The 24,827-nt window shown below is 70.9% G+C and carries 20 protein-coding genes and 2 pseudogenes; 15 read left to right on the top strand and 7 right to left on the bottom strand.

Annotated elements, in window-relative coordinates; genetic code table 11:
- Positions 1-429 precede the first annotated feature (429 nt).
- Positions 430-1,140: pseudogene (locus tag StrepF001_RS04395) on the top strand (hypothetical protein).
- A gap of 11 nt (positions 1,141-1,151) precedes the next feature.
- Positions 1,152-2,345 carry a type VII secretion-associated serine protease mycosin gene (mycP, locus tag StrepF001_RS04390; RefSeq protein WP_129797508.1) on the top strand — a complete coding sequence of 398 codons (1,194 nt, stop codon included), beginning with the start codon at positions 1,152-1,154 and terminating at the stop codon, positions 2,343-2,345.
- A gap of 16 nt (positions 2,346-2,361) precedes the next feature.
- Here the strand turns inward: mycP and StrepF001_RS04385 are convergent, their stop codons facing one another.
- Positions 2,362-4,218, bottom strand: coding sequence for an alpha/beta-hydrolase family protein (locus StrepF001_RS04385; RefSeq protein WP_240797280.1), 1,857 nt, complete (start codon positions 4,216-4,218; stop codon positions 2,362-2,364).
- A gap of 194 nt (positions 4,219-4,412) precedes the next feature.
- On the opposite strand from StrepF001_RS04385, the gene StrepF001_RS04380 reads away from it, so the two are divergent.
- Positions 4,413-5,753 carry a diacylglycerol kinase family protein gene (locus StrepF001_RS04380; RefSeq protein ID WP_129796928.1) on the top strand — a complete coding sequence of 447 codons (1,341 nt, stop codon included), beginning with the start codon at positions 4,413-4,415 and terminating at the stop codon, positions 5,751-5,753.
- A gap of 65 nt (positions 5,754-5,818) precedes the next feature.
- On the opposite strand, the gene sulP is transcribed toward StrepF001_RS04380, so the two are convergent.
- Both sulP and StrepF001_RS04370 read right to left on the bottom strand, forming a co-directional pair.
- Positions 5,819-7,597, bottom strand: a complete 1,779-nt coding sequence (sulP, locus tag StrepF001_RS04375; RefSeq protein WP_129796927.1) for a sulfate permease — start codon at positions 7,595-7,597, stop codon at positions 5,819-5,821.
- A pseudogene (locus tag StrepF001_RS04370) lies at positions 7,594-8,835 on the bottom strand (HAD-IC family P-type ATPase); the annotation flags it as partial. The gene sulP and the pseudogene StrepF001_RS04370, both read right to left, overlap by 4 nt.
- A 609-nt stretch (positions 8,836-9,444) precedes the next feature.
- Here StrepF001_RS04370 and StrepF001_RS04365 point away from each other — a divergent pair.
- Entirely contained in the window at positions 9,445-9,801 is a 357-nt protein-coding gene (locus StrepF001_RS04365; protein WP_129796926.1) for a carboxymuconolactone decarboxylase family protein, read from the top strand.
- Between the two features lie 106 nt (positions 9,802-9,907).
- Here the strand turns inward: StrepF001_RS04365 and StrepF001_RS04360 are convergent, their stop codons facing one another.
- A complete protein-coding gene (locus StrepF001_RS04360) occupies positions 9,908-10,891 on the bottom strand; it encodes a serine hydrolase (protein ID WP_129796925.1) in 984 nt (327 codons plus the stop codon).
- 148 nt (positions 10,892-11,039) lie between these two features.
- On the opposite strand from StrepF001_RS04360, the gene StrepF001_RS04355 reads away from it, so the two are divergent.
- Positions 11,040-11,771, top strand: a complete 732-nt coding sequence (locus StrepF001_RS04355) for an SseB family protein (RefSeq protein ID WP_129796924.1) — start codon at positions 11,040-11,042, stop codon at positions 11,769-11,771.
- 1 nt (position 11,772) lies between these two features.
- Here the strand turns inward: StrepF001_RS04355 and StrepF001_RS04350 are convergent, their stop codons facing one another.
- Positions 11,773-12,120, bottom strand: coding sequence for a DUF1844 domain-containing protein (locus StrepF001_RS04350; RefSeq protein ID WP_224738340.1), 348 nt, complete (start codon positions 12,118-12,120; stop codon positions 11,773-11,775).
- Positions 12,121-12,501: 381 nt separating this feature from the next.
- Between StrepF001_RS04350 and infC the strand changes: the two genes are divergently transcribed.
- From infC to StrepF001_RS04300, 10 genes are all read left to right on the top strand, one after another.
- Positions 12,502-13,149, top strand: a complete 648-nt coding sequence (gene infC, locus StrepF001_RS04345) for a translation initiation factor IF-3 (protein ID WP_240797309.1) — start codon at positions 12,502-12,504, stop codon at positions 13,147-13,149.
- Positions 13,150-13,259: 110 nt separating this feature from the next.
- Positions 13,260-13,454 (top strand): 50S ribosomal protein L35, encoded by a 195-nt coding sequence (gene rpmI, locus StrepF001_RS04340; RefSeq protein ID WP_007829094.1) that lies wholly within the window; start codon positions 13,260-13,262, stop codon positions 13,452-13,454.
- 96 nt (positions 13,455-13,550) lie between these two features.
- The gene (gene rplT, locus StrepF001_RS04335) at positions 13,551-13,934 is read left to right on the top strand and encodes a 50S ribosomal protein L20 (protein ID WP_004933571.1); all 384 of its coding nucleotides are present in this window, start codon (positions 13,551-13,553) and stop codon (positions 13,932-13,934) included.
- A gap of 208 nt (positions 13,935-14,142) precedes the next feature.
- On the top strand, positions 14,143-14,994 hold the full coding sequence (locus tag StrepF001_RS04330) for an RNA methyltransferase (RefSeq protein WP_129796922.1): 852 nt from the start codon (positions 14,143-14,145) through the stop codon (positions 14,992-14,994).
- Positions 14,995-15,047: 53 nt separating this feature from the next.
- A complete protein-coding gene (locus StrepF001_RS04325) occupies positions 15,048-16,184 on the top strand; it encodes an ATP-binding protein (protein ID WP_129796921.1) in 1,137 nt (378 codons plus the stop codon).
- A 129-nt stretch (positions 16,185-16,313) separates the two neighbouring features.
- On the top strand, positions 16,314-17,435 hold the full coding sequence (gene pheS / locus StrepF001_RS04320) for a phenylalanine--tRNA ligase subunit alpha (RefSeq protein ID WP_129796920.1): 1,122 nt from the start codon (positions 16,314-16,316) through the stop codon (positions 17,433-17,435).
- The gene (gene pheT / locus StrepF001_RS04315; RefSeq protein WP_129796919.1) at positions 17,435-19,948 is read left to right on the top strand and encodes a phenylalanine--tRNA ligase subunit beta; all 2,514 of its coding nucleotides are present in this window, start codon (positions 17,435-17,437) and stop codon (positions 19,946-19,948) included. Before pheS ends, pheT begins: the two co-directional genes overlap by 1 nt.
- Positions 19,949-20,182: 234 nt before the next feature.
- The gene (locus StrepF001_RS04310) at positions 20,183-21,172 is read left to right on the top strand and encodes a PP2C family protein-serine/threonine phosphatase (protein WP_129796918.1); all 990 of its coding nucleotides are present in this window, start codon (positions 20,183-20,185) and stop codon (positions 21,170-21,172) included.
- A gap of 223 nt (positions 21,173-21,395) precedes the next feature.
- On the top strand, positions 21,396-22,736 hold the full coding sequence (locus StrepF001_RS04305; RefSeq protein WP_129796917.1) for a transcriptional regulator: 1,341 nt from the start codon (positions 21,396-21,398) through the stop codon (positions 22,734-22,736).
- 95 nt (positions 22,737-22,831) lie between these two features.
- A complete protein-coding gene (locus StrepF001_RS04300) occupies positions 22,832-23,377 on the top strand; it encodes an NUDIX hydrolase (RefSeq protein ID WP_129796916.1) in 546 nt (181 codons plus the stop codon).
- Between the two features lie 10 nt (positions 23,378-23,387).
- Here StrepF001_RS04300 and StrepF001_RS04295 read toward each other — a convergent pair whose 3' ends face one another.
- Together StrepF001_RS04295 and StrepF001_RS04290 are read right to left on the bottom strand one after the other, a co-directional pair.
- On the bottom strand, positions 23,388-23,645 hold the full coding sequence (locus StrepF001_RS04295) for a hypothetical protein (RefSeq protein WP_129796915.1): 258 nt from the start codon (positions 23,643-23,645) through the stop codon (positions 23,388-23,390).
- Between the two features lie 183 nt (positions 23,646-23,828).
- Positions 23,829-24,689 (bottom strand): 3-hydroxybutyryl-CoA dehydrogenase, encoded by an 861-nt coding sequence (locus StrepF001_RS04290; RefSeq protein ID WP_165396177.1) that lies wholly within the window; start codon positions 24,687-24,689, stop codon positions 23,829-23,831.
- Positions 24,690-24,827 lie beyond the last annotated feature (138 nt).

The following is a 24,827-nucleotide window of genomic DNA, read 5'->3' as shown; positions in this document are numbered from 1 at the left end:
CGGGTGCACCGCGCGTCCTGAGAGGCCGGCGGATCCGAGCAACCGCCCCACCGTGCCCGCACGCCCCCAAGCCGCCCCCGACCGGCCGCCCCGAGCAGCGTGCCGCCCGGCCGACCCGTCGGCCCGTGCCGCGCGGCCGGTCGGTGTGCCCGCCGAGGCGCCCTCGGAGACGACGCGGCGTCTGCGCCGATCCCTGCGGACCCGGCCCCGGTCCCGGCACGCGAGCGGCGGCAGGGTTCGCCCACGTCGTCCGCACCGGAAAACGCCACCCCCGTCTCCCCGAACCCCGCGTTCTCCTGGAGTACCCAGTCGGTGCCCCAGCAGCCGGTCGTCACGTTCGGGGAGCCCGAGGGGTACGACGAGTCGGCGCGGCCGCGGCCGTTCGGCGTGCGGGTACGGGGACGTACCGTGGCGGTCGCCGCCTGTGTCGTGCTCGGGCTGGGGCTCATCGGGGGCGCCGTGACGGGAGCTGGCTGACCGGGGCTCGGGGAGGCCGGGGAACGCGGGGCCTTCGCGGCGGCCGGGACCCTGTGGCACAGCGTGCCGGTGGATCAGCTGTTCCCGCCCACCGTGCAGGGGCGCGGCGCCGGCCCCGGTGGCGCCGACCGCATCTGGACCCGTATCGCCGTCGCCCCGGACAGCGGCTGCGCGGACGCCTTCGACCCCCTGCTGCGCAGGGCACTCGCCCCGGTCGGCTGTCAGCGCCTGCTGCGTGCCACCTACACCGACGCCACCCAGAGCTACGTCACCACCGTCGGCCTGCTCTTCGCCAAGGCCGACGCCGCCGCCATGCGCTCCCTGGACGGCCGCTTCGAGGACGAGCGCCTGGACCGCCGCAGCGACCTGATGCCCCGCCCGTACGCCGCGAAGGGCACGGTCGCCGTCGGCTTCGGCGCCGAGCAGCGTGCCTCATGGACCGTCTCCGTCCTCACCGACGCCCCCGTCGTCGTCTACGCCGTCTCCGGCTGGGCCGACGCCCGCACGGTCGACGAACCGCAGCCCGCCGCGGAGGCGATGCGTTCCGGCGCCACCAGCGCCCCCGCCCAGGCGGGCCTCGGCCACGAGGCCAAGGGCCTCGCCGACCGCGTCGAGCGCAGCCTGCGCAAGTCCGTCACCTCGTCCACGGAACAGCCCTCATGAAGCCGGCCCTCATGAAGCCCGTCGCAGCCGCCCGCAGAGCCGGCCTCGTGAGCGTCCTCGTCGCCGCCTCGGTCGCCCTCGTCCCGCCCACCGCCGCGCACGCCGACGGCATCCGCGCCGAGCAGTGGGCGCTGGACGCCATGCACACCGCTCAGGCCTGGCAGACCACCAAGGGCGAGGGCATCACCGTCGCCGTCCTCGACACGGGCGTCGACGCCGACCACCCCGACCTGGCCGGCAACGTGCTGCCCGCCAAGGACATGGTCGGCTTCGGGGCGACGCAGGGTGACCCGGCCTGGGCCCTGCACGGCACCGCGATGGCCGGGATCATCGCCGGTCACGGCCACGGCGCCGGCAACACCGACGGCGTCCTGGGCATCGCACCCGAGGCGAAGATCCTCCCGGTCCGGGTGATCCTCGAGGACGACGACCCCTCCCGCGCCAAGGCCCGGAAGACCCGCGGCAACGCCCTCGCCGACGGCATCCGCTGGGCCGCCGACCACGGCGCCGACGTCATCAACCTCTCCCTCGGCGACGACTCCGCCTCCGCCCACCCCGAATCCGCCGAGGACGAGGCCGTCCAGTACGCCCTGAAGAAGGGCTCCGTCGTCGTCGCCTCGGCCGGCAACGGCGGCGAGAAGGGCGACCACATCTCCTACCCGGCCGCCTACCCGGGCGTCATCGCCGCGACCGCCGTCGACAAGTTCGGCACCCGCGCATCCTTCTCCACCCGCCGCTGGTACGCCACGGTCAGCGCCCCCGGCGTCGACGTCGTCATCGCCGCCCCCGACCGCAAGTACTACGAGGGCTGGGGCACCAGCGCGGCCGCCGCCTTCGTCTCCGGCGCGGTCGCCCTCGTCAAGTCGGCCCACCCGGGCCTGACCCCGGCCCAGATCAAGCGGCTCCTTCAGGACACGGCCCGCAACGCCCCGGCCGACGGCCGCGACGACTCCCGCGGCTTCGGCTTCGTCGACCCGGCCGCCGCGATCGAGGAGGCCGGCCGGCTGAAGCCGGAGGGACTGCAGTCCGCGGCGTACGGCGACAAGTACTTCGGCTCCGGCCCGGACACGGCGGATTCCGACGACGACGCCACGAGCTGGGCCGCCCCGCTCGCCGGCGGCGCCGGCGGCGTGCTGCTGATCACGGCGGTCGTCCTGTGGCGCGGCCGCCGCGAGTACGACGCGTACGAAACGAACGGCCAGTAGACGCCGACCAGGGGGCTCAGCGCTGCGGCCACACGATGTCCTTCAGCCGGTTCAGGTCCTCCGCCGTGAACCCGCTGGGCCGCATGACGGCGTTCCAGCCGTCGACGTATCCGGCCTTGTACGTGTGGCCGTGGCCGTCCGGTACGTCCGTGGAGAAGGGCAGGTCCGCGGTGACCTGCCAGAAGGTCACGAAGGGCACCCACATCATCTCCTCCAGTACGTCGCCGCCGGGCGTCTCGCCGATCCAGTCGGGTTCGGTGAGGGCCAGGTGAGGACTCCACCAGACGATCGGATCCGATGGGTGCATGAGGTAGAGCACGCGGGTGCCGTCCCACGGCCGGTCCGCCGGAGGCATTCCCGCGGCCGGTTCCGCGGCGAACCGGACGGTCCGCCCTTCCTTGTAGACGGGCTCGATCTCGGGGCTTCCCGCGTCGCGGTCGTCGCTGAACTCACGGAAAAGGGTGTTGAAGTTGGGCGGCCCGGCGAAGAGAGTGCCGGCGGTGCGGTTGCGCAGGTCGTACTCCCCGCTGAAGGCCGTCTCCCCTCCGAACGACCCCAGGCTCTCGCCCGCGACGAACAGCCGCGGGCGCTGGTCGTGGGGGATCTTGGACCAGGTGTCGTAGACCGCGTCGAAGAGTTCGCGGCCGGCCTCGCGCGCCTTGGACTGGTCGACGAGGTACGACAGCCAGGACGGCAGGTACGAGTACTGGATCGCGACGGTGGCGGAGTCGCCGTTGCCGAGGTACTCGAACGTGTCCACGGCGGCCGGGTCGACCCAGCCGCTGCCCGTGGTCGTCACCACAAGCAGGTTGGCGCGCGAGAAGCCGCCCGCCCGCTCGAGGTCTGCGACGGCCCGGGTCGCCCGGGTCTCCGTGTCGTCCGAGGTTGCGAGGCCGGCATAGGCCCGGATCGGCTCCTGCGCCGTACGGTGCGTGAACCCGCCGATGTCCTCGGCCGACGGTCCGCTGCCGATGAAGGCGCGGCCCTGCCTGCCCAGTGAGTCCCACGGCACGAGGGAACCGGGGCCGCCCGAGCGCAGGGCCGTGGTGGGCTGGTGCGTGCCCGCCGGTGTCTGGGTGTCGCGCAGGGAGAACGCCTCGTTGGCCGCGTTCACGATGCCGTTCAGCAGGATTCCGGTGAATGCGGACCACACCAGAGCCGCCACCAGGAGCCAGCCGACCGCGGTAGCCGCCCGTTGGCCGATCCAGCGCCCGAGCAGACGGGCCGCCCAGCGATACATGCCCCGGATGCCACGGCCGGTCAGCAGCAGGAGGCAGAAGACGAGAGCGGCGACGAAGGGGCAGGCGACGGCCGTGCCGATGTTGTACTCCGTGACCCCCATGAGCCGACGGATCTCGTGCTGCCAGTACTGCCCGAGCCCGAACGATACGCCGAACAGCACGATCGCGGCGATGAGCAGGATCCACCAGGACCGGCGCGCGGGGCGTCGTGGCTCCCGGTCGGCGAACGCCCGCCACACGTAGGCTGCGACGACGCCGAGGCCGTACCCGATGGCAGCGGTGATGCCGCAGATCAGTCCCTGGAGTATGCCTCCGCGGGGGAGCAGTGACGGGGTGAGGGACAGGCAGGCGAAGATGAGCGCGCCCCAGCCGCCGGGCAGGGTGACGTGGAAGAGCTGACGGCGCTTCTTGGAGCCGGGTGACGGCTCGGTGGGCCCGGCTTGTGCCCCGGTGGGGTCGGCGTGTGTCTCGGCGGGGGCGGTGTCGGGACCGGCGGGCTCTTCGCTGCGGCCCCCGTCCTTGCCCGACGGCGGCCCCTCCGGCGGAGACACTGGCGGGTCAGGCGGCATGACTTCCTCCGAGGTCAGGATCCCAGGGTGGAGCAGGACCTGCCAGCCGATGAGACGGGCCACTGTCCCGATGAGCCGTCGCCCGGAGTCGCCCCACCGGCGTCTGGTTCTGCGAGCCGTTGCCTCCGCGTCCGGACCTCCAGCTTGTCCTCACCCAGCCCTCGTTCCGGCACGAACTGTGCGACCGACGGCCTTCCATCGTGAACATGCCGACCGCAGTGACCGCTCGTAACCTGAAGTCGGGCAGGAGGTTGTCCATGAACAGGCGCTGGACCGCGCGGCTGGCCCTGGCGTCGGGCGTGGCGGCGTTTCTCGTCCTGGTGGTCTTCGCCGGGATCGGCAGCGTCGTGCTCGTGGGGGTGGGACTGGCCGGGCTCGCGCTCACGGCTGCCGGTGCCTGGTGGATGCTCACGCACACCGGCTGGGTCCGGGTGCTGGCCGCGCTGCTGGTGGGCGCCGCGCCGGTCACCGCCCTGGTGCTGTACGCGGCCGCCGGGCTGCTGTGGGTCGTGCTGGTCTCGCTCGGTCTGTGGGCACTGGCCCTCTTCGCGGGCAGGGCCGCACTGGTCGAAGGCACCGCATCCGGTATGCCGGAGCGTTCCGTCGGCCGGCCCGAGCACCCGTTTCTGATCATGAATCCACGCTCGGGCGGCGGCAAGGTCGAGAAGTTCCATCTGGCGGAAAAAGCCCGGGAGTTGGGCGCCGAGGTCGTCGTACTGGACCCCGAGCGTCACCAGGACGTGGCCGAAATGGCCCGGCGGGCCGTGCGGGACGGAGCCGACCTGCTCGGTGTCGCGGGCGGTGACGGCACGCAGGCTCTGGTCGCCGCTGTGGCCGCGGAGCATGACGTCCCCTTCATGGTGATCAGCGCCGGCACCCGCAACCACTTCGCCATGGATCTAGGCCTGGACCGGCAGGACCCCTCGACATGTCTGGAGGCCCTGACCGACGGAGTCGAACTGCGCGTCGACCTCGGACACATCGAGGCGGGGGCGCCGGAGGACGGAACCACCAGGCGCGTCTTCGTCAACAACGCCTCGTTCGGCGTCTACGCGGCGGTGGTGCAGAGTCCCGCCTACCGCGACGACAAGGCCCGGACCATCCTGGAGATGCTGCCGGACCTGCTGACCCACCACAGCGGCGCCCGGCTGATGGTCCGGGCCGGTTCACTGACGCTGAACGGTCCCCAGGCCGTCTTGGTGAGCAACAACCCCTACCAGCGTGGTGACTCTGCGGGACTGGGGCGCCGGGAGCGACTGGATTCCGGCGAACTGGGTGTGCTGGGTGTGGAGGTCGCCAGTGCGGCCGAGGCGACGGAGCTGCTGCTGCGCGGCGGACAGGGGCACGGGCTGACCGTCGCCACCGCCAGGGAGGTCGTCGTCCACGCCGACGCTCCCGTCATCCCGGTCGGTGTCGACGGCGAGGCCCTGCTCCTGCCCACACCGGTGCGATGTAGTCTCCCGCCCGGCGCACTTCGCGTCCGCGTGCCCCGGCACCGGCCCGGCGTGCCCCGCAGCGCGCCGCCGATGGACTGGCGCAAGGTGCGGCGTCTGGCACTGACGATGCGCCGGGTTGCGGCGGGACACGAGCCCAGCTGATCCGGCGCGGGCAGTTCCCGTTTCCGGACCCGCCGTGCCCACCGCTCGCCCCTGACCCGAGGCCATCACTGCTTGCCGTCGGCCGGAGGCGACTGCGAGCCGGTCTGTTCCGGACCGGGAGGCGTCCACTCGGCCCCGGTGCGCAGACGGAACGCGGCGACGGCGGCCTCCACGGTCGGGAAGAAATGGCGTGGGTCGATGGTGCGGGTCAGCTCGTACCGCTCGATCTTGCGCCGCACGGGATCCTTGAGCTCGGCGAACACCAGGTGGATCTGTTCGGCGTTGAGGGCCTCGTCGAGTTCCTCCAGCACGTCGGCGGCGGTGGTGTCCACGTCGGTCATCGGCTCCGCCGCGACGACGATCCACTCGGGCCGAGGCCGCGCACGGGCCAGCCGCCGCACCTTGTCGCGGAACGTCTTGGCGTTGGCGAAGAACAGCGGCGCGTCGAACCGGTAGATCACCAGACCCGGCAGCCGCTCGGCCCGCGGGTAGGACCGCACGTCGTGGTATCCCTCCAGCCCGTCCACCCGTCCCAGCACGGCGCTGTACGGCCACCAGGCGCGTCGGAAGACGTTGATCACGGAAAGGGCAACCGCGATGGCGATCCCCGGCAGCACACCGAGCAGGGCCACCCCGAGGAAGGCGGTGACCGACAGCAGGAACTCCGTCCGGCGTTGCTGCCACAGCCGTACGCTTCCCGGAACGTCGGCCAGGGACAGCGAGGCGGTGATGACGACGGCGGCGAGGGCGGGCTGGGGAAGGTTGCGGAACATGCCTGGGGCCAGCAGGAGCATGAGGACGATCAGCGCCGCTCCGACGACTCCGGTGAGCTGGCTCCTGGCTCCGGCCCGAGCCGCCACCGCCGTACGGGATCCGCTGGTGCTGACGGGGAAGCCCTGGAAGAGACCGGCCGCCAGATTTGCGGCTCCCACCCCCGCCATCTCCTGATTGCCGCGGACCTCCTGCCCCGTGCGGGCCGCGAAGGCGGACGCATTGGAGATCGTGTCGGCCAGGGAAACCAGGGCGATGCCCAGCGCACCGCCGAACAGCGGGGCGAGGTCGGAGACGCGGACGTCGGGGATCGTGAACGGCGGGAAGCCCTCGGGCAGTACGCCGACCAGGCTGACGTCGTGCTCGCCGAGGTCGAAGACCGCGGCCGCGGTGATCGCCAGGACCACCATGACGAGCACCGCCGGGACTTTCGGCACCAGGCGCTGCAACACCAGGATCAGCACGATCCCGCCGATGCCGACTGCGGCGGCGGCCGACACCATCGCCCCGTCGGCCAGCTGCTGCACGAGTCCGATGCACTCGCCGACCAGGTTGTCGGCGTCGACCTTGAACCCGAGCAGCTTGGGCAGCTGGCCGACCAGGATCGTGAGGGCCAGGCCGTTCAGGTATCCGATCATCGTCGGCTTGGAGATCAGGTCGGCGATGAAGCCGAGCTTCGCCACCGAGGCCAGGATCGTGATCCCTGCAACCATGATCGCGAGCATTGAGGCCAGCGCGATCGCGCGATCGGGATCCCCGTCCGCCGCCACCAGGGGCAGCACGGTGGCGGCGATCATCGGACCCAGCGAGGAGTCCGGGCCGAGTACCAGGATCCGGGAGGGCCCGCACACCGCGTAGCCGAGCAGACAGAGGACTGTCGTGTAGAGGCCGGTGATGGCCGGCAGGCCCGCCAGTTCGGCGTACGCCATGCCCTGCGGAACCAACAGCGTGGTGAGAACGACCCCCGCGACCAGGTCCTTGGCCAGCCACTCGCGCCGGTAGGACGACGCGGCACGGACCCCGGGAACGGCACGCAGCCGGGACAGGACCCTGTGGCTGCGTCGGCCGGTCACCGTCGGCCGTCCGCGCCCTTCGAGCGGCGGGCCAGGAGCTTCCCCAGCTCCCACACGAGCAGGAGCGCGAGTGCGGCGAGGAGGGCCCAGCCGAACTGCCTGGCGTCGATCGCGGTCGTCCCGAGGATGCGGCGGAAGCCGTCGAGCTGCGTCACCGCCACCGCCAGCAGGAACTGGGCCAAGGCCACCCAGTTCATCTGCTTGCTGTCGAAGGGGGACGTCGTCAGCACGGATTCCTTCTCGCTGCGGCATTCGAACGCGGCCACGACAAGGCAGAGCACGAACGCGGTGAACGCGATCGACTGGCCTGTCTCGACACTGTCGAACAGGGTCTGGCCGAGCTTGATCAGCCCGAGCAGCACGACGGTGATCGCCAGACCGCCGAGTCCGACGGTGATCAGCACGGGCCGGGTGAGCACCGGCTCGCCGCGTGGCCGCGGCCTGCGCCGCATGAGCCCCGGGCTCTCCCGGTCGAAGCCGAGTGCGAAGCCGAAGGACGCGTTGACCACAAAGTGGATCCACAGCACCTGCGGCGGCGTGAACTGTTCACCCGCAGCGATGTCGAGGACGGTGGCCTCGAGGAACGTCAGGACGAAGGTGACCAGCAAGAGCAGGACGAACCGGATGTACTTGGTGAGGTTGTCGTAGATCGTCCGGCCCTGCTCGACGGCGTAGACGATGGTGGCGAAGTTGTCGTCGGAGAGGATCATGCGCCCGGCGTTCTTCGCCACGTCGGTGCCGCTGCCCATGGCGATGCCGATGTCGGCGGCCTTGATGGCGGGCGCGTCGTTGACGCCGTCCCCGGTCATCGCCACGACGTCGCCCTTCTTCTGCAGCGTGTCCGCGAGCAGCACCTTGTGCTCCGGCGCGACCCGCCCCACCACGCCGATGTCGTCGATACGGGCGAGTTGCTCCTCCTCGCTCAGGGCGGCGAAGTCGGCGCCGAGGACGGCCTCGCCGGGGATGCCGATCTGCCGGGCGATCGCCGCGCCGGTGGTGACGTCGTCGCCGGTCACCAGACGGACCCGGATGTGCGCGGCCCGGGCGTGTGCCACGGCCGCCTTCGACTTCTCACGGGGCGGATCGGCCATCCCGACGAGACTGGTCATCCGCAACTCGGTCACGTAAGCGAGCAGATCGTGGTCCGGATCGAAGTCGGCCGGGTCCAGATCGCGGGTGGCCGCGGCCATCACCCGGCGCCCCTCGCCGCCCATCCGTTCGGTCTGCGCCTCGGCGCGGAACGTCACAGACTGCATGGCCCACGACCTCGAAACCACAACCTCGGAGCACTCCATCGCCCGAGAGCGACTCGACCGCTCTCATTCTCCGGCCGACCAGTCAAGATCGCCTCCGGAGACCGGGCGTTACGACGAGGCCCCTTCGTGATCGGCATGCGAATCCGGCGCTGGAGGTGCCGTCGGGTGATCCTTCAAGGGGAGGTAGCCGTGGTGCGGGACAAACCAGGGCCGCCGGTTGATTGTCATCGGGTGCGAGCCAGGATGAGGTCGGCCACCGTGCCGTTCCGGTCGAAGCCATCCTGGCCCCATCAGCAGGCTCTCAGCCGTCGCCGAAGCCTGCGAAGCATCGCAAGCTGATGCAGCCACCAGGGTTGGCTCTGCTGGTCATCACGGAAGGGTGGGCAATCGAGTTGGCGCGGCCTTCCCGGACGAAGCCCGAGGCGCATCTGTCGTCAAAGCGCCCCGACATCTGTGATTCGCCCGCACGGCCCAACGGGCGCAAGGCCCTAAGAGCGCCTACGCTGATACGGCAACCCGCCGATACACAGATGTCCCGCGGTCACCGGGTGGCGCGTCCAGCTCCGTTCAGCACCGAGAGGCGGTCCCGATATGGCCACCGCGCCTGACGCCCCAGTTCTCGACACGATCGCCGCCATGACCATCGACTCCATCGAGCGCTGTGGCATGGACGACAGGACACTCCTCCTCACTCGCATGGCCGCCCTCGTGGCCATGGACGCCCCGGCGATCTCCTACCTGGCCCACATCAATCCCGCGGTCAAGGCCGACTTGACCGTCGAACAGCTGCAGGACGTGCTCGTTGCGATCGCCCCCGTCGTGGGCACAGCTCGCGTCATGTCGGCCGCGGGCCACATCGCCGAGGCATTCGGCGTCGCCATAGCACTGGCCGAAACCGAAGCCGAAGCCATCGCCAATGCCGAAGCCCAGAGCCGCAGTAAGTCCTGATCTCGTCCTGACCGGACATGCACACCGACCGGGTGTGTGAACCTGGCTCCTCTCCAGCTGGTGCGGTGACCGGCGGGCGTCTCCCGCCACCGAGGAGTGTACGGAGCTACCACCCGGATGCGGACGCGGACGAGGACGCCGTGACCGAAGCTGTGCCACCAGTCCTCGCCCCAGCCCCGTACTCGGCGACCACCGACACCGCCGCTCGCGCTGCCGCCTCGACCAGTGCGATCCCCTTCTCCTTGGTCGAGTTGCCGTCCGACAGCACCGCCACCAGGAAGTCACGGCCGCCGACCGTCACCCGCCCGATGCTGTTGACGTCCCACAGACCCGTCGCGGTCCGCGGCAGCCAGCCGTTCTTCAGGGCCCACGCCGCATCGTCCCCGGCGGCCGACACCCCCCACTGCTGACCGGCGGCGATCCGCCCCATCAGCTCCCGGAGATACGACCGCGAGGCCGCGTCCAGCTCCGATTCCTCCCCGAACACCTGCTGGAGCAGGGCGAGTTGGTCGACGGCCGTGGTCTGGGTCAGGCCCCACAGCATGCCGTCGCCGCCCTCGGTGCCGGTCAGCCCGAACCGCTCGTTCGCGGCGTCCAGCCCCTTCGCCCCGCCGATCGTCCGCCACAGAGCCGACGCGGAGTCGTTGTCGCTGTGCTCGATCATCGCCGTGGCGTACGCCTGCTCCGCCGCCGTCAGCTGCCGCCCCGCATCCTGCGCCTGCAACAGCAGCGTCGCCAGGATGTCCACCTTGACGATGCTCGCGGTGTCGAAGGTGTCTTCCCCGTACGAGGCACCCTCCCCGGAGTCCACGTCCAGCACCGCCACCGACACGTCCGCGCCGTCCTCGACCGGCAGGCCCCGCACGGCCTCGGCCAGCAGCGCGTCACGATCCACCGTCGGCTGCGCCACAGGTTGCACCGATGCCTCCCCGTTGTCCGACGCCGAGGCCGACGGCGTCACGGCCGACGATACGGCCGGCGCTCCGGAGTGCGCCTGCGCCGTCACATACGCCGTACCGCCCATCACGACAGCGGAGGCAGCGGCAGCGCAGATCAAGGTACGGGTGCGGCGGGCTCTGCGGGACTCCATGCCGCGATGCTGACGGCGGCAGCTGTGCGGGCCGTTAGACGCACGTTAGATGTGTGTCAGAAATGCCGGGAAACCCGTGAGCGGTGTCACGGCCGCGTTACCGGGCCCGCACAAGCGCAGCAGCAGCCCCCCTATAGGGTCGGTGACCGTGGCGAACAAGAACATTCCCGACCCCGGCTTCTCCGACGACGACGGCTCGGCCGATCCCCGGCTGAGCGCGGCGCTCGCCGCCTGGGCCGAGGACCGTACCGCCGTGGGACCGGTGCTGGCGGCGCTCAGCGGCGCCCGGCTGCTCGTCCCCGTGGTGGCCGTGCTCGGCGAGGTGGAGGAGGACGAGAACGGGTTGCGCCGCGAGAAGACCAGCGACATGGCCGTACCGACCCTGAAGGCCGGTGACCGCACCGCCCTGCCCGCCTTCACGTCCACCGACTCGCTGGCCCGCTGGGACCCGCAGGCCCGGCCGGTGGCCGTACCCCTGCACCAGGCCCTCCAGGCGGCCGCGCACGAGAAGGCCGACACTGTGGTGCTGGACCTGGCCGGTCCGGTGCCGTTCGAGCTGACCGGTCCCGCACTGCTGGCGCTGGCCGAGGGGCGTACGACCACCGACCCCCTCGCCGACCCCGCCGTCGTCGCGGCGGTACGGGCCGCGGTCGCCGCCGAGCCGGCCGTACTGCGTGCCCACCTCGGTCCGGGACAGGCCGACGGCACCCTGGCCCTCGTCCTCGATCCGGCCGCCGCCCCGGCCGAGGCCGCCCGCGCGGTGGCCCGGCGCATGGCCGCCGACGAAACACTGAGGGCCCGCCTGGTACGCGGCCTCGACCTGGCACTGCTGCCGGCCGGGACGACGCCACCGGGCGAGCCCCTGTACGTAAAAGGTTAGGTCAGCGGTAGACCGGGCCCGTGTACTTCTCGCCCGGACCCTGGCCCGGCTCGTCCGGGACCAGGGACGCCTCGCGGAACGCCAGCTGGAGCGACTTCAGGCCGTCGCGCAGCGGGGCCGCGTGGAACGAGCTGATCTCGGTCGCGCTCCCGTCCAGCAGACCGGCCAGGGCGTGGATCAGCTTGCGGGCCTCGTCCAGGTCCTTGTGCTTCTCGCCCTCCTCGGTCAGACCGAGCTTCACCGCGGCGGCGCTCATCAGGTTGACGGCGACCGTCACGATCACCTCGACCGCGGGGACCTCGGCGATGTCGCGGGTCATGGCGTTGAAGTCGGGCGTCTCTTCACTCATGCCGTTCACCATAGGGGCAGAGGGACAACCAGCCCCAGTCGGCCTCAGTTAGCCCTTTCCGGCCGAGGCTGCTAACCTTGTGTAACGACCGGTCGGACACGCATGTGTGCAAGTGTGGCCGACCTACAAGTGGAGGCTTCCGAACTCCCACCTGGCCGCCCTCAGGGCGGCGGGTCACCGGTCAGGCGGTCCCGTCCCCAGCGGCGGCCACCGCCCGAAAGTGCGCCCCGCGGTCACCGCGGCGGTCGCTCCGGTAGTTCGAGGAGCCCCGCCTGTGATCGTCCGGGGCATTTTTTGTGCTTCGGCGCGGTTAGGTCTAACGAACAGAGACGTTACGCGGCTGTCCGCCAGACCGTCGCGTGGTGCTACCGAGGAGGATCCATCAGCGCCGAGCCCCGCATCAACGACCGGATTCGCGTTCCCGAGGTGCGACTTGTCGGTCCCAGTGGCGAGCAGGTGGGCATTGTCCCGCTGGCCAAGGCACTGGAGCTTGCGCAGGAGTACGACCTGGACCTGGTCGAGGTCGCGGCGAACGCCCGTCCGCCCGTGTGCAAGCTCATGGACTACGGGAAGTTCAAGTACGAGTCGGCCATGAAGGCCCGTGAGGCGCGCAAGAACCAGGCGCACACGGTCATCAAGGAGATGAAGCTCCGGCCGAAGATCGACCCGCACGACTATGACACCAAGAAGGGTCACGTCGTCCGGTTCCTCAAGCAGGGCGACAAGGTCAAGATCACGATCATGTTCCGTGGTCGCGAGCAGTCCCGTCCCGAACTGGGCTACCGACTGCTGCAGCGTCTCGCGGAGGACGTCCAGGACCTCGGGTTCGTCGAGTCGAACCCGAAGCAGGACGGCCGCAACATGATCATGGTTCTCGGTCCGCACAAGAAGAAGACCGAGGCGATGGCCGAGGCCCGCCAGGCGCAGGAGGCCCGCAAGGCCGAAGCGAAGGCCAACCCCGGCAAGTCGCAGAACGCCGCGGACGCCGAGATCGCCGAGGCCCCTGCTGAGGCTTCCGCCGAGGCGTGATCCCGGGGGACCCAGGTCCCCAGGACATAACCGATAAGAGAGCGACGCTCCACCGTGCCCGGTTTCGCGACCGGGCACCGGAGCGCCACCGACGAGGAGAGAACGGCGCTATGCCGAAGAACAAGTCGCACAGCGGTGCCAGCAAGCGCTTCAAGGTCACCGGCTCCGGCAAGGTGCTCCGTGAGCGCGCCGGCAAGCGCCACCTGCTCGAGCACAAGTCGTCCCGTCTGACGCGTCGCCTCACCGGCAACGCCGAGATGGCCCCGGGCGACGCCAAGAAGATCAAGAAGCTTCTCGGCAAGTGACACAGCGGCGCCCCGCGCGCCGTACGTCTGGACCGGGACCCAATCGTTTCCGGGCCGTGTGAGTCCAACCACGGCCCCGCTACAAGGAGTTAACAAGTGGCACGCGTCAAGCGGGCAGTCAACGCCCACAAGAAGCGCCGGGCGATCCTCGAGCAGGCCTCCGGCTACCGCGGTCAGCGCTCGCGCCTGTACCGCAAGGCCAAGGAGCAGGTCACCCATTCGCTGGTCTACAACTACAACGACCGCAAGAAGCGCAAGGGTGACTTCCGTCAGCTGTGGATCCAGCGCATCAACGCCGCTGCCCGCGCCAACGGCATCACGTACAACCGCTTCATCCAGGGTCTGAAGGCCGCGAACGTCGAGGTCGACCGCAAGATCCTGGCCGAGCTGGCCGTGAACGACGCCACCGCGTTCGCCGCGCTCGTCGAGGTCGCGCAGAAGGCGCTGCCGGCCGACGTCAACGCGCCGAAGGCTGCGTGATCGCTGCGCTGGCTCAGGCCGACGTCCGACGTGACTGAACGGACCCGTGGGCGATGCCTGCGGGTCCGTTGTTATGAGCACCGGTTGGTTCGGCACCTCCCCACTGCCTTAAGGGCGTGGGGGGACCCCCAGAATCCGCCGTCGTGGCTGAGCGCCGTTGCGGCGGAGAAGAAGCGACCGATCGCCGTCGTAGCGGAGAGTTACTGAAGTGAACAACGCCCCCACCCCCGAGCTGATCTCCCCCCGTTCTCCCCGTGTCTCCGCCGCGCGGCGGCTGGCCAAGCGGAACTTCCGGGGGAAGGAGCGGCTGTTTCTGGCGGAGGGGCCGCAGGCCGTGCGGGAGGCGGGTGCGCAGCCGGACACCCTGGTCGAGCTGTTCGCCACCGTGGAGGCCGCCGAGCGGTACGCGGACATCATCGGCCTGGCCCGTGACACCGGCGCCCGTGTCCACCTCGCCTCCGAGCAGGTCGTCGCGGACATCTCCACGACCGTGACCCCGCAGGGGCTCGTCGGGATCTGCCGGTTCCTCGACACGCCCTTCGAGGACATCCTCCGTGCGCGGCCCAAGCTCGTGGCCGTGCTCGCGCATGTACGCGACCCCGGTAACGCCGGCACCGTGCTGCGGTGCGCGGACGCCGCCGGGGCCGAGGCCGTCGTGCTGACCGACGCCTCCGTCGACCTGTACAACCCCAAGGCCGTCCGCGCCTCCGTGGGCTCGCTGTTCCATCTGCCGGTCGCCGTGGGTGTGCCCGTCGAGCGGGCCGTGGCGGGGTTGAAGGAAGCCGGCGTGCGGATCCTGGCCGCCGACGGGGCCGGGGAGCACGACCTCGACGAGGAGCTCGACAAGGGCACCATGGGCGGGCCGGCCGCATGGGTCTTCGGCAACGAGGCGTGGGGGCTCCCGGAGGAGACCCGCGCGCTCGCGGACGCCGTTGTCCGCGTCCCGATCCACGGGAAGGCCGAGAGCCTGAACCTCGCCACCGCCGCGGCCGTATGTCTCTACGCGTCGGCCCGTGCACAGCGCGCTCCCGGAGGCTGCCGCTCCGTCACCGAGAGCTAGTAGGGTGACCAATTCGGGGGCCACCTGCGCCGTCTGAGAGGTGGAGTACGGGGATGAGTGTCGGCACGAGCAGCGCACCGGGGGGACAGGACGTACGACGTCCGCCCGAGCCCCGGTACGGCGATCCTGCCGAGCTCGGCATCGACCCCGACGAACTGCCCGACGGGCTCGTCGTCGCGGACGAGCACGGGCGGGTGATCTGCTTCAACTCCGCCGCCGAACGCATCACCGCGGTTGCCGCGCAGGACGTTCTCGGACAGCGCCTCGACAAGGCCCTGCCCTTGGAGGACCTGGAGGGCAGGCGGTGGTGGCAGCTGACCGATCCCTACGGCGGGCTCGCCATCCGGGTCCGGCAGCCCGAGCGGAACCTGCTGCTGCCGGGTGGGCGGGAGGTGCTCGTCTCGGTGCGGTACGTCCGTACGGAACCCACCGGCCCCGTCCGCCGCGTCGTCGTCTCCCTGCGCGACACCGAGGCCCGCCGCCGCACCGAGCGCAGCCACGCGGAACTGATCGCCACCGTCGCCCACGAACTGCGTTCGCCGCTCACCTCCGTCAAGGGCTTCACCGCCACCCTCCTCGCCAAGTGGGAGAGGTTCACCGACGACCAGAAGCGGCTGATGCTCGAGACGGTCGACGCCGACGCCGACCGCGTCACCCGGCTCATCGCGGAGCTGCTGGACATCTCCCGGATCGACTCCGGTCGGCTGGAGGTGCGCCGCCAGCCCGTCGACATCGGTGCCGCCGTCGGTCGGCACATCCAGGCGTACGTCGCGGCCGGACTGCCCGCCGACCGGTTCCTGCTGCGCATCGAGCAGCCGCTGCCCGCCCTGTGGGCCGACCCCGACAAGATCGACCAGGTGCTCAGCAATCTCATCGAAAATGCCGTGCGCCACGGCGAGGGAACTGTCACGATCGACGTAACGCCCGCCACGTCTCCCCGCGAAGGAGAGGACGCCGGCACGTCGGTCACCGTGAGCGACGAGGGCACCGGCATTCCGGAGGAGTCCATGAACCGCGTCTTCACCCGCTTCTGGCGGGGCAGCAAGCGCGGCGGCACGGGCCTCGGGCTGTACATCGTCAAGGGCATCGTCGAAGCTCACGGCGGCATCATCACGGTCGGCCGCGCCCCCGGTGGCGGCGCCGAGTTTCGATTTACGTTGCCCGTGAGCGCTCCGGCTTATCTGACCTGAGCGGCCCACGGGCGCATTCGCCCACCTCCACCCCGTTAGACTCGGCCTTTGGCACCTTTGTGTCCCGGAGACGGCCTTGTGAGTCGGTGACGGGGACCTTCAGCCAGCCAATCGGAAGCACGGGAAGAGATGTCGGCACCGAATAAGTCGTACGACCCTGTCGAGGTCGAGACGTTGAAACCGGAAGAGATCGAGCGCATGCGGGACGAGGCGCTCGCCGCCTTCGCCGCCGCGGACTCCCTCGACGCGCTCCAGGAGGCCAAGGTCGCCCACACCGGCGCCACCTCCCCGCTGGCCCTCGCCAACCGCGAGATCGGCGCCCTGCCCCCGCACGCGAAGGCCGAGGCCGGCAAGCGCGTCGGCCAGGCCCGCGGCGCCGTGAACAGGGCCCTCGCCGCCCGCCAGGCCGAGCTGGAGGCCGAGCGCGACGCGCGCGTGCTGGTCGAGGAGGACGTGGACGTCACGCTGCCGTACGACCGCGTACCGGCCGGCGCCCGCCACCCGCTGACCACGCTCTCGGAGCGCATCGAGGACGTCTTCGTGGCCATGGGCTACGAGGTCGCCGAGGGGCCGCAGGTCGAGGCCGAGTGGTTCAACTTCGACGCCCTGAACATCGGCCCGGACCACCCGGCCCGTGGTGAGGCGGACACGTTCTTCGTACAGGGCCCGGACGGCGGCTCCGAGTCGGGCGTTGTACTGCGCACCCACACCTCGCCCGTGCAGATCCGCTCCCTGCTCGACCGCGAGCTGCCGGTCTACGTGATCTGCCCCGGCCGCGTGTACCGCACCGACGAGCTGGACGCCACGCACACGCCCGTGTTCCACCAAGTCGAGCTGCTCGCCGTCGACGAGGGCCTGACCATGGCGGACCTCAAGGGCACCCTGGACCACATGGTCCAGTCGCTGTTCGGCGAGGGCATGAAGACCCGGCTCAGGCCGAACTTCTTCCCGTTCACCGAGCCGTCCGCCGAGATGGACATGGTGTGCTACGTCTGCCGCGGCGAGTCCGTCGGCAACCCCGACCGGCCCTGCCGCACCTGCTCCAGCGAGGGCTGGATCGAGCTCGGCGGCTGCGGCATGGTCAACCCGCGGGTGCTCACCGCCTGCGGCGTCGACCCGGAGAAGTACAGCGGCTTCGCCTTCGGGTTCGGCATCGAGCGGATGCTGATGTTCCGCCACAACGTCGAGGACATGCGAGACATGGTCGAGGGTGACGTCCGGTTCACCCGGCCGTTCGGGATGGAGATCTGATGCGGGTCCCGCTTTCTTGGCTGCGGGAGTACGTCGACCTACCGGAGACGGAGACGGGTCGTGACGTGCAGGCCAAGCTCATTTCGGCCGGTCTTGAGGTCGAGACCGTCGAGCAGCTCGGCGCCGACCTCAAGGGCCCCCTGGTCGTCGGCCAGGTGCTGACCATCGAGGAGCTGACGGAGTTCAAGAAGCCGATCCGCTTCTGCACCGTCGACGTCGGCACCGCCAACGGCACCGGTGAGCCCCAGGAGATCGTCTGCGGCGCCCGCAACTTCGCCGAGGGCGACAAGGTCGTCGTGGTCCTCCCGGGCGCCGTGCTGCCCGGCGGCTTCGCGATCTCCGCGCGCAAGACGTACGGCAGGAACTCGCACGGCATGATCTGCTCCAGCAGCGAGCTGGGCATGGGCGACGACGGCACGCACGGCATCATCGTGCTGCCGCCCGAGACCGAGGTCGGCAAGGACGCCATCGAACTGCTCGAGCTGGTCGACGAGGTGCTGGACATCGCCGTCACCGCCAACCGCGGTGACTGTCTGTCCATCCGCGGCGTCGCCCGCGAGGCCGCCATCGCCTACGGCCTGCCGCTGCGCGACCCGGCCCTGCTCGACGTACCGGCGCCGAACGCCTACGGCTACCCGGTGAAGGTCTCCGAGCCGCTCGGCTGCGACCGCTTCACCGCCCGCACGATCAGCGGTCTGCGGCCCGAGGCCCGCTCCCCGATCTGGCTCCAGCGCCGGCTCCAGAAGGTCGGCATGCGCCCGATCTCGCTCGCCGTCGACGTCACCAACTACGTGATGATGGAGCTCGGCCAGCCGCTGCACGCCTACGACCGCTCCCTGGTCCGGGGCACGATCGGTGTGCGCCGGGCCGAGGAGGGCGAGAAGATCGTCACCCTCGACGGCGTCGAGCGCAAGCTGCACGCCGAGGACCTGGTGATCACCGACGAGCGCGGCCCCATCGGGCTCGCGGGCGTCATGGGCGGCGCCAACACCGAGATCGCCGACCACGAGAACACCGAGGGCGCCACGACCGACATCGTGATCGAGGCCGCGCACTTCGACGCGGTGTCGATCGCGCGGACGGCCCGACGGCACAAGCTGTCCTCCGAGGCGTCCCGGCGCTTCGAGCGGGGCGTCGACCCCGAGGCCGCGTCCGCCGCCGCCCAGCGCACGGTGGACCTGCTGGTGCTGCTGGCGGGCGGCACCGCCGAGGCCGGTGTCACCGAGGTCATCACGCCGTCCGCGCCGCACACCATCACCGTCCCGGCCGACCACCCGGACAAGGTCGCGGGCGTCGAGTACGGCCGCGAGACCGTCGTACGCCGGCTCCAGCAGATCGGCTGCGACGTGTACGGGCAGGACGAGCTGATCGTCACCGTGCCGTCCTGGCGGCCCGACCTGCTGGAGCAGAACGACCTCGCCGAAGAGGTCATCCGGCTCGAGGGCTACGAGAACCTGCCTTCCACGCTGCCCAAGCCCCCGTCGGGCCGCGGCCTGACCCACCGGCAGCGGCTGCACCGCCGGGTCGGCCGAGCCCTGGCCGGTGCGGGCTACGTCGAGGCGCCGAACTACCCCTTCGTCAGCGAGCAGGTCTTCGACCAGCTCGGCCTCGACGCCGACGACCCGGCCCGCCGCGTCGTCCGGCTGGCCAACCCGCTCAACGACGAGGAGCCCGTGCTCCGTACGTCGCTGCTGCCGGGCCTGCTCGGTGCCCTGCGGCGCAATGACGGCCGGGGCTCGCACGACCTGGCGCTGTTCGAGACGGGGCTGGTGTTCCACCCGCGTGAGGGCCAGGGCGTCGCCACCCATCTGCCGGTCGACCGTCGCCCCACCGACGAGGAGATCGCCACGCTGAACGCCGCGCTGCCCGAGCAGCCGCGGCACGTGGCCGTCGTCCTCGCGGGCGCGCGTGAACAGGCCGGCTGGTGGGGCAAGGACCGCCCGGCCGACTGGGCCGACGCGATCGAGGCGGCACGCGCGGTGGCCCGTGAGGCGGGCGCCGAACTCGTCGTGCGCAAGGGCCGGTACGGGCCGTGGCACCCGGGTCGCTGCGCCGAGCTCGTGGTCGTCGCCGACGGCACCGAGCGGGTCGTGGGGCACGCCGGTGAGCTGCACCCGCGCGTCCTGAAGGCGCTGGGCCTGCCCGCCCGCACCTGTGCGACGGAGCTCGACCTGGACGCCCTGGAGCAGGCGGGCGACGGCACCCCGCAGGCGCCGCGCATCTCCACGTTCCCGGTCGCCACGCAGGACGTTGCGCTCGTCGTCGACCAGCCGGTCCCACACGCCGAGGTCGAGGCCGCGCTGCGCGAGGGCGCCGGTGAACTGCTGGAGTCCATCCGGCTGTTCGACGTGTACGAGAACGCGGAGCAGCTCGGCGACGGGCGGAAGTCGCTGGCGTACGCGCTGCGGTTCCGTGCGGCTGACCGGACGCTGACCGTCGACGAGGCGTCGGCGGCTCGGGACGCGGCGGTGGCGCTGGCTGCTGAGCGTACGGGCGCAGTGCTGCGGAGTTAGCTTCGCTGGGTGCCGGGGACTGCGGGTTTTTGGCCGCGGGTTGATTGTGGCTGGTCGCGCAGTTCCCCGCGCCCCTGGTGGGGGGGCGTGCCCCCCCACACCCCCCATCGGTCACCTCACTCTTTTGGGTGGCAAGTTCGGGTGATCTGGCTCTTGCGGGGCACACGGCGACAGAATCGGACCGGTCTTTCGAGGCCGGTCTGCGCTGTTACGGCCTGCAATGGGGGCCTCCGTATGATCCGTAACCTACGGGTGTCCGGCAGGGTGGTTGCGCTGGGGCTTCCCACCATGTGGGGCGTGCTGGCGGTCGTCTTCTTCGCCGTCGGCACCGGGCTCGTACTCCATGTCCGGCGCACGCTGTTGCGCGAGTTGCGGCAGGCCCGCAAGGTCGCGGCCGCCGCGCAGGACGCGCTGCTGCGGCCCATGCCCCCGCGCATCGACGGGCTGAACGTCGCCGCCGCCCAGCTCTCCGCCGACCGCGGCTCCTCCGTCGGCGGCGATCTGTACGAGGTCGTCGCCACCGACCACGGTGTCCGCGTCGTGATGGGGGACGTACGCGGGCACGGGCTGGCCGCGATAGGGACCGTCGCCGCCGTCCTCGGCAGCTTCCGGGAGGCCGTGCACGACGAGCCGGAACTCGCCGGTGTTCTGCGCCGGCTGGACCGCGCCCTGGCCCGGTACCTGAGGGGGCGGGCCGACGGCCTCGTGGCCGAGGAGTTCGTGACCGTCCTGCTGCTGGAGATCGGGCGGGACGGCGAGCTGCGGGCCCTCAACTGCGGCCACCCCTGGCCGTACCGGCTCCTGGGTACCCACGTCGAACCACTCGCCCGAGCCGATCCCCTCCCGCCCATGGGCTCGTTCCCGCTACCGCCCGACCTGCCCGCCGCACCCTTCGGCCAACTCCGGCCCGGCGAGGCACTGTTCCTCTTCACGGACGGCGCCGAGGACGCCCGAGACGCGCGTGGCCGGTTCTTTCCGCTGGAGGCCGCCCTGGCCGAGGCCCTACGGGACAACTCGCTGACCCCACAGTCCATCCTGGGCGCGGTCTTCACCAGCCTCCTCTGCCACACCAGCGGCAGCCCCACCGACGACATAGCCCTACTGGCACTACGCAACGAGCGCCAACCCAGACGCCCTTCAGGGGCACGGGACAGTGACACATGCGGCTCCGCCGCGCGGGCGCGAGCAACCACCACGCACCCGCACCCGACAACCCACCGCTAGTCCCACGGTCCCCGGCACAGCGAGCGCAGCGCCGCCGCCGGGCCGCCGCTGTACGAGGGGGAGCCGACGGCCCGGCCGGCCTCTTGCGAGGCATTCCAGTCAACCGGCCGGAAACTCTCCGCAACAGTGCGCGTACAGCCCGGATTCGCGCACTCCGTTCACACCCCGTGTGAAGGCGAATTCACTACGCTGTCGACACCGAGCCATCTGGGGGGCCTTTCCGATGCAGCCCAACACTCTGCTCGACGCGATCCTGGACGAGGCGGGGATCTCGCACGCCGGTCTCGCGGCACATGTGAACCAGGCCGGGCGGGCGCGCGGACTCGCGCTCCGCTACGAACACACCGCCGTGGCCCGCTGGTTGAAGGGCCAGCGGCCGCGTGGCCAGGTGCCCGACCTGATCTGCGAGGTGCTCGCCGCCCGGCTGCACCGGCCGGTCACACTCGACGACATCGGACTCGGCGTACCGGGGGAGCCGGCCGGCGCGCACGGCACCTCGCTGTCCGGCTTCGTCGAACGCGCCACCGCCCTGTGGCGCTCCGACGAACAGCAGCGCCCGCACGTCCTCGGCGCCCCCGCCGTCACCGGCACGCCGGCCGTCATGCCCGTGTGGGAGTGGGAGAATCCGCCCGAGGACGTGGACGTCTCCCGTGGCGGCCGGCACCGGGTCACCCCGGCCGACATCGAGATGCTGCGCGCCGCCCGCACCCACTACGAGCAGATGTACCGCAAGGCCGGCGGTGTCGCGACCCGCACCCGGATCGTCGGGTTCCTCAACTCCGAGGCGGCGCCCCTGCTGCGCGGCAGCTACACCGACGCCACCGGCCGCCAACTCCACCGCGCCACCGGTGGGTTGGTCGCGATCGCCGGCATCTGCGCCTACGACTCCGACGCACACGGCCTCGCCCAGCGCTACTTCCACCAGGCGCTGCGGCTCGCCAAGGCCAGCGGCGACCGGGGACTCGGTGCGTATGTGATCGCGTTGCTCGTCAACCAGTCGCTGTTCATGCGGGAGTACCGTCAGGCCGTCGCCTTCGCGGAGGCCGCGCTGCGGGCCGCAGGCAAGCACATCACCCCGGCCCTCGCCTCCGATCTGTACGCGATGCAGGCGAAGGCGTACGCCCACCTCGGCGACGGCACGAGCGCCCTGTCCTGCATACGGCGGGCCGAGCAGGCCGCCGAACGCATCCGGCGCGGACACGAACCCGACGAGACCGGCTATGTCCAGCCGGGCCTGGTCAACGTCCAGGTGGCGGAGGCACTGCTCAGCCTCGGCGAACTGGCCGCCGCCGGTGAGCATGCCGCGGCCGCCGTGGACAACCCCGCGCACGACCGGGGCCGGGTGCACCGGCTCGCCATGCTCAGCACCATCGAACTGCGCCAGGGCAACGCCGAGAAGGCGGTGGCGACCGCGGTACAGATGGCCGAGCAGGCCCGCGGCATGGAGTCCCAGCGGCTGCGTGACAGACTCCGGGCGGTGCGCGAGCACCTGGTGCGCAGCGGCGGCGCGGGCACGGCCGAGGCCGCCGAACTCATCGACGGGGCACTGCGCGTACCGCTGTAGCGACACCGCCTGAACGGCAACGCCACGCTTTTCCTCTGCTGTGGGCACGCTCCTGCTGCGATATTGCCACTTACTCGGCGGAAGGTGGCAGAACCGTGCAGTGGACGAAACAGAACGAACAAACTGTGTATGAAAACCGCTGGTTCAGCGTCAATCTCGCAGATGTCGAGCTGCCGGACGGCCGGCACCTCGACCACTTCCTGATACGGCTGCGGCCGGTGGCCGTGGCCACGGTGGTGAACGAGGCCAACGAGGTCCTCCTCCTGTGGCGCCACCGCTTCATCACCGACAGCTGGGGGTGGGAACTCGCGGCGGGCGTGGTCGAGGACGGCGAGGACATCGCGGTCGCGGCTGCCCGGGAGCTCGAGGAGGAGACGGGCTGGCGGCCGGGACCCCTGCGCCACCTGATGAGCGTGGAGCCGTCCAACGGGCTCACCGACGCCCGGCACCACATCTACTGGGCCGACGAGGGCGAATACATCGGGCACCCGGTGGACGACTTCGAGTCGGACCGGCGGGAATGGGTCCCCCTCAAACTCGTCCCCGATCTGGTCGCCCGCGGCGAGGTCCCGGCCGCCAACATGGCGGCCGCGCTGCTTTTACTGCACTACCTCAGGCTCGGCCAGGACGCCGTCGTCTAGTGCCGTGGCACTAGCGTGCGAGTACCTGCCAGACGGCCACGACGAGGGCGGCCACGGCCGTGACAGCGGTGACCGACGGCAGCGGCCATCGGGCGTGTTCCAGGGTGATGAGCCGCGTGCTCAACTCGTCCAGTTCCTTGGCGGTTTCCTCGGTGCGATGGGAGAGCAGCGCCAGCCCGCCCTCGACGCGGGCGTATGCCACGTCGAGACGGCGACGTAACTCTGCGAGTTCCTCCTGGGCGACGGAATGCTCGGGATCGGCGGTCACGAACCGCTCCTTTCCGTAGTCGTCTTACGTCCCTTGCATGCGCATGGTGAGTCAACTCGCCTGGTGGGCACCTGGGGAGAGTGTGCGAACGGCATATGCGGGCCCGACGCGCACACGGTGTGTGAATGACGCGGGCCCGGCACCTCCCAGGTGCCGGGCCCAGCGGAGCGTCGCGCTCGGTAATCAGCCGTAGGTGTAGAAGCCCGAGCCGCTCTTGCGGCCCAGCCGGCCCGCGTCGACCATACGCTGCAGCAGCGGGGGAGCGGCGTAGAGCGGCTCCTTGTACTCCTCGTACATCGAATGCGCCACCGACGCCACCGTGTCCAGGCCGATCAGGTCGGACAGCTTCAGCGGGCCCATCGGGTGGGCGCAGCCCATCTCCATGCCGTTGTCGATGTCCTCGCGGCTGGCGATACCGGACTCGAACATCCGGATCGCGGAGAGCAGGTAGGGGATCAGCAGCGCGTTGACGACGAAGCCGGAGCGGTCCTGGGCGCGGATGGCGTGCTTGCCGAGCACCTTCTCGGTGAACAGCTGCGCCCGGCCGAGCGTGCCCTCGGAGGTGGTCAGCGCGGGGATCAGCTCGACGAGCTGCTGCACCGGGGCCGGGTTGAAGAAGTGGATGCCGATGACCTGGTCGGGGCGCGAGGTGGCGACGGCCAGCCTCACCAGCGGGATCGAGGAGGTGTTGGAGGCCAGGATCGCGTCCGGGCGGGTCACGACCTGGTCGAGCACCTGGAAGATCTCGGTCTTGACCTGCTCGTTCTCGACGACGGCCTCGATGACCAGATCCCGGTCGGCGAATTCACCGAGGTCGGTGGTGAAGCTCAGCTGTGCCTGCGTGGCGTCCCGCTCCTCCTCGGTGATCTTGCCGCGTTCGGCCGCCTTGGCCAGGGAGTTGAACAGCCGGGTGCGGCCGATCTCCAGGGCCTCGCCGGTGGTCTCGGCGACCTTCACGTCCAGGCCGGCGCGGGCGCACACCTCGGCGATGCCGGCCCCCATCTGGCCGCAGCCCACCACTCCGACGCGCTCGATGTCGGTCACATCGTCCCCTTCGCTGATCCAGTCCCGAGGCAGGTCGCCGGGTTCCGGTGCCTGCTCCATCCGTGCACGTTACCCGTAAGTATCGATGATCGATCGCCGGGGTGGGGGCATCCTGAGGCTTCGGAGACGATCCGTGAC

This window comes from Streptomyces sp. F001 (assembly GCF_004187715.1).
Taxonomy (GTDB): domain Bacteria; phylum Actinomycetota; class Actinomycetes; order Streptomycetales; family Streptomycetaceae; genus Streptomyces; species Streptomyces flavusporus.
This window is presented reverse-complemented; position numbering and strand designations above follow the sequence as displayed.

Coding starts and splice junctions, on each gene's coding strand:
- mycP (WP_129797508.1), top strand. CDS start 1,152: ATGAAGCCCGTCGCAGCCGCCCGCAGAGCCGGCCTCGTGAGCGTCCTC.
- StrepF001_RS04380 (WP_129796928.1), top strand. CDS start 4,413: ATGAACAGGCGCTGGACCGCGCGGCTGGCCCTGGCGTCGGGCGTGGCG.
- StrepF001_RS04365 (WP_129796926.1), top strand. CDS start 9,445: ATGGCCACCGCGCCTGACGCCCCAGTTCTCGACACGATCGCCGCCATG.
- StrepF001_RS04360 (WP_129796925.1), bottom strand. CDS start 10,891: ATGGAGTCCCGCAGAGCCCGCCGCACCCGTACCTTGATCTGCGCTGCC.
- StrepF001_RS04350 (WP_224738340.1), bottom strand. CDS start 12,120: ATGAGTGAAGAGACGCCCGACTTCAACGCCATGACCCGCGACATCGCC.
- rpmI (WP_007829094.1), top strand. CDS start 13,260: ATGCCGAAGAACAAGTCGCACAGCGGTGCCAGCAAGCGCTTCAAGGTC.
- StrepF001_RS04325 (WP_129796921.1), top strand. CDS start 15,048: ATGAGTGTCGGCACGAGCAGCGCACCGGGGGGACAGGACGTACGACGT.
- pheS (WP_129796920.1), top strand. CDS start 16,314: ATGTCGGCACCGAATAAGTCGTACGACCCTGTCGAGGTCGAGACGTTG.
- pheT (WP_129796919.1), top strand. CDS start 17,435: ATGCGGGTCCCGCTTTCTTGGCTGCGGGAGTACGTCGACCTACCGGAG.
- StrepF001_RS04310 (WP_129796918.1), top strand. CDS start 20,183: ATGATCCGTAACCTACGGGTGTCCGGCAGGGTGGTTGCGCTGGGGCTT.
- StrepF001_RS04305 (WP_129796917.1), top strand. CDS start 21,396: ATGCAGCCCAACACTCTGCTCGACGCGATCCTGGACGAGGCGGGGATC.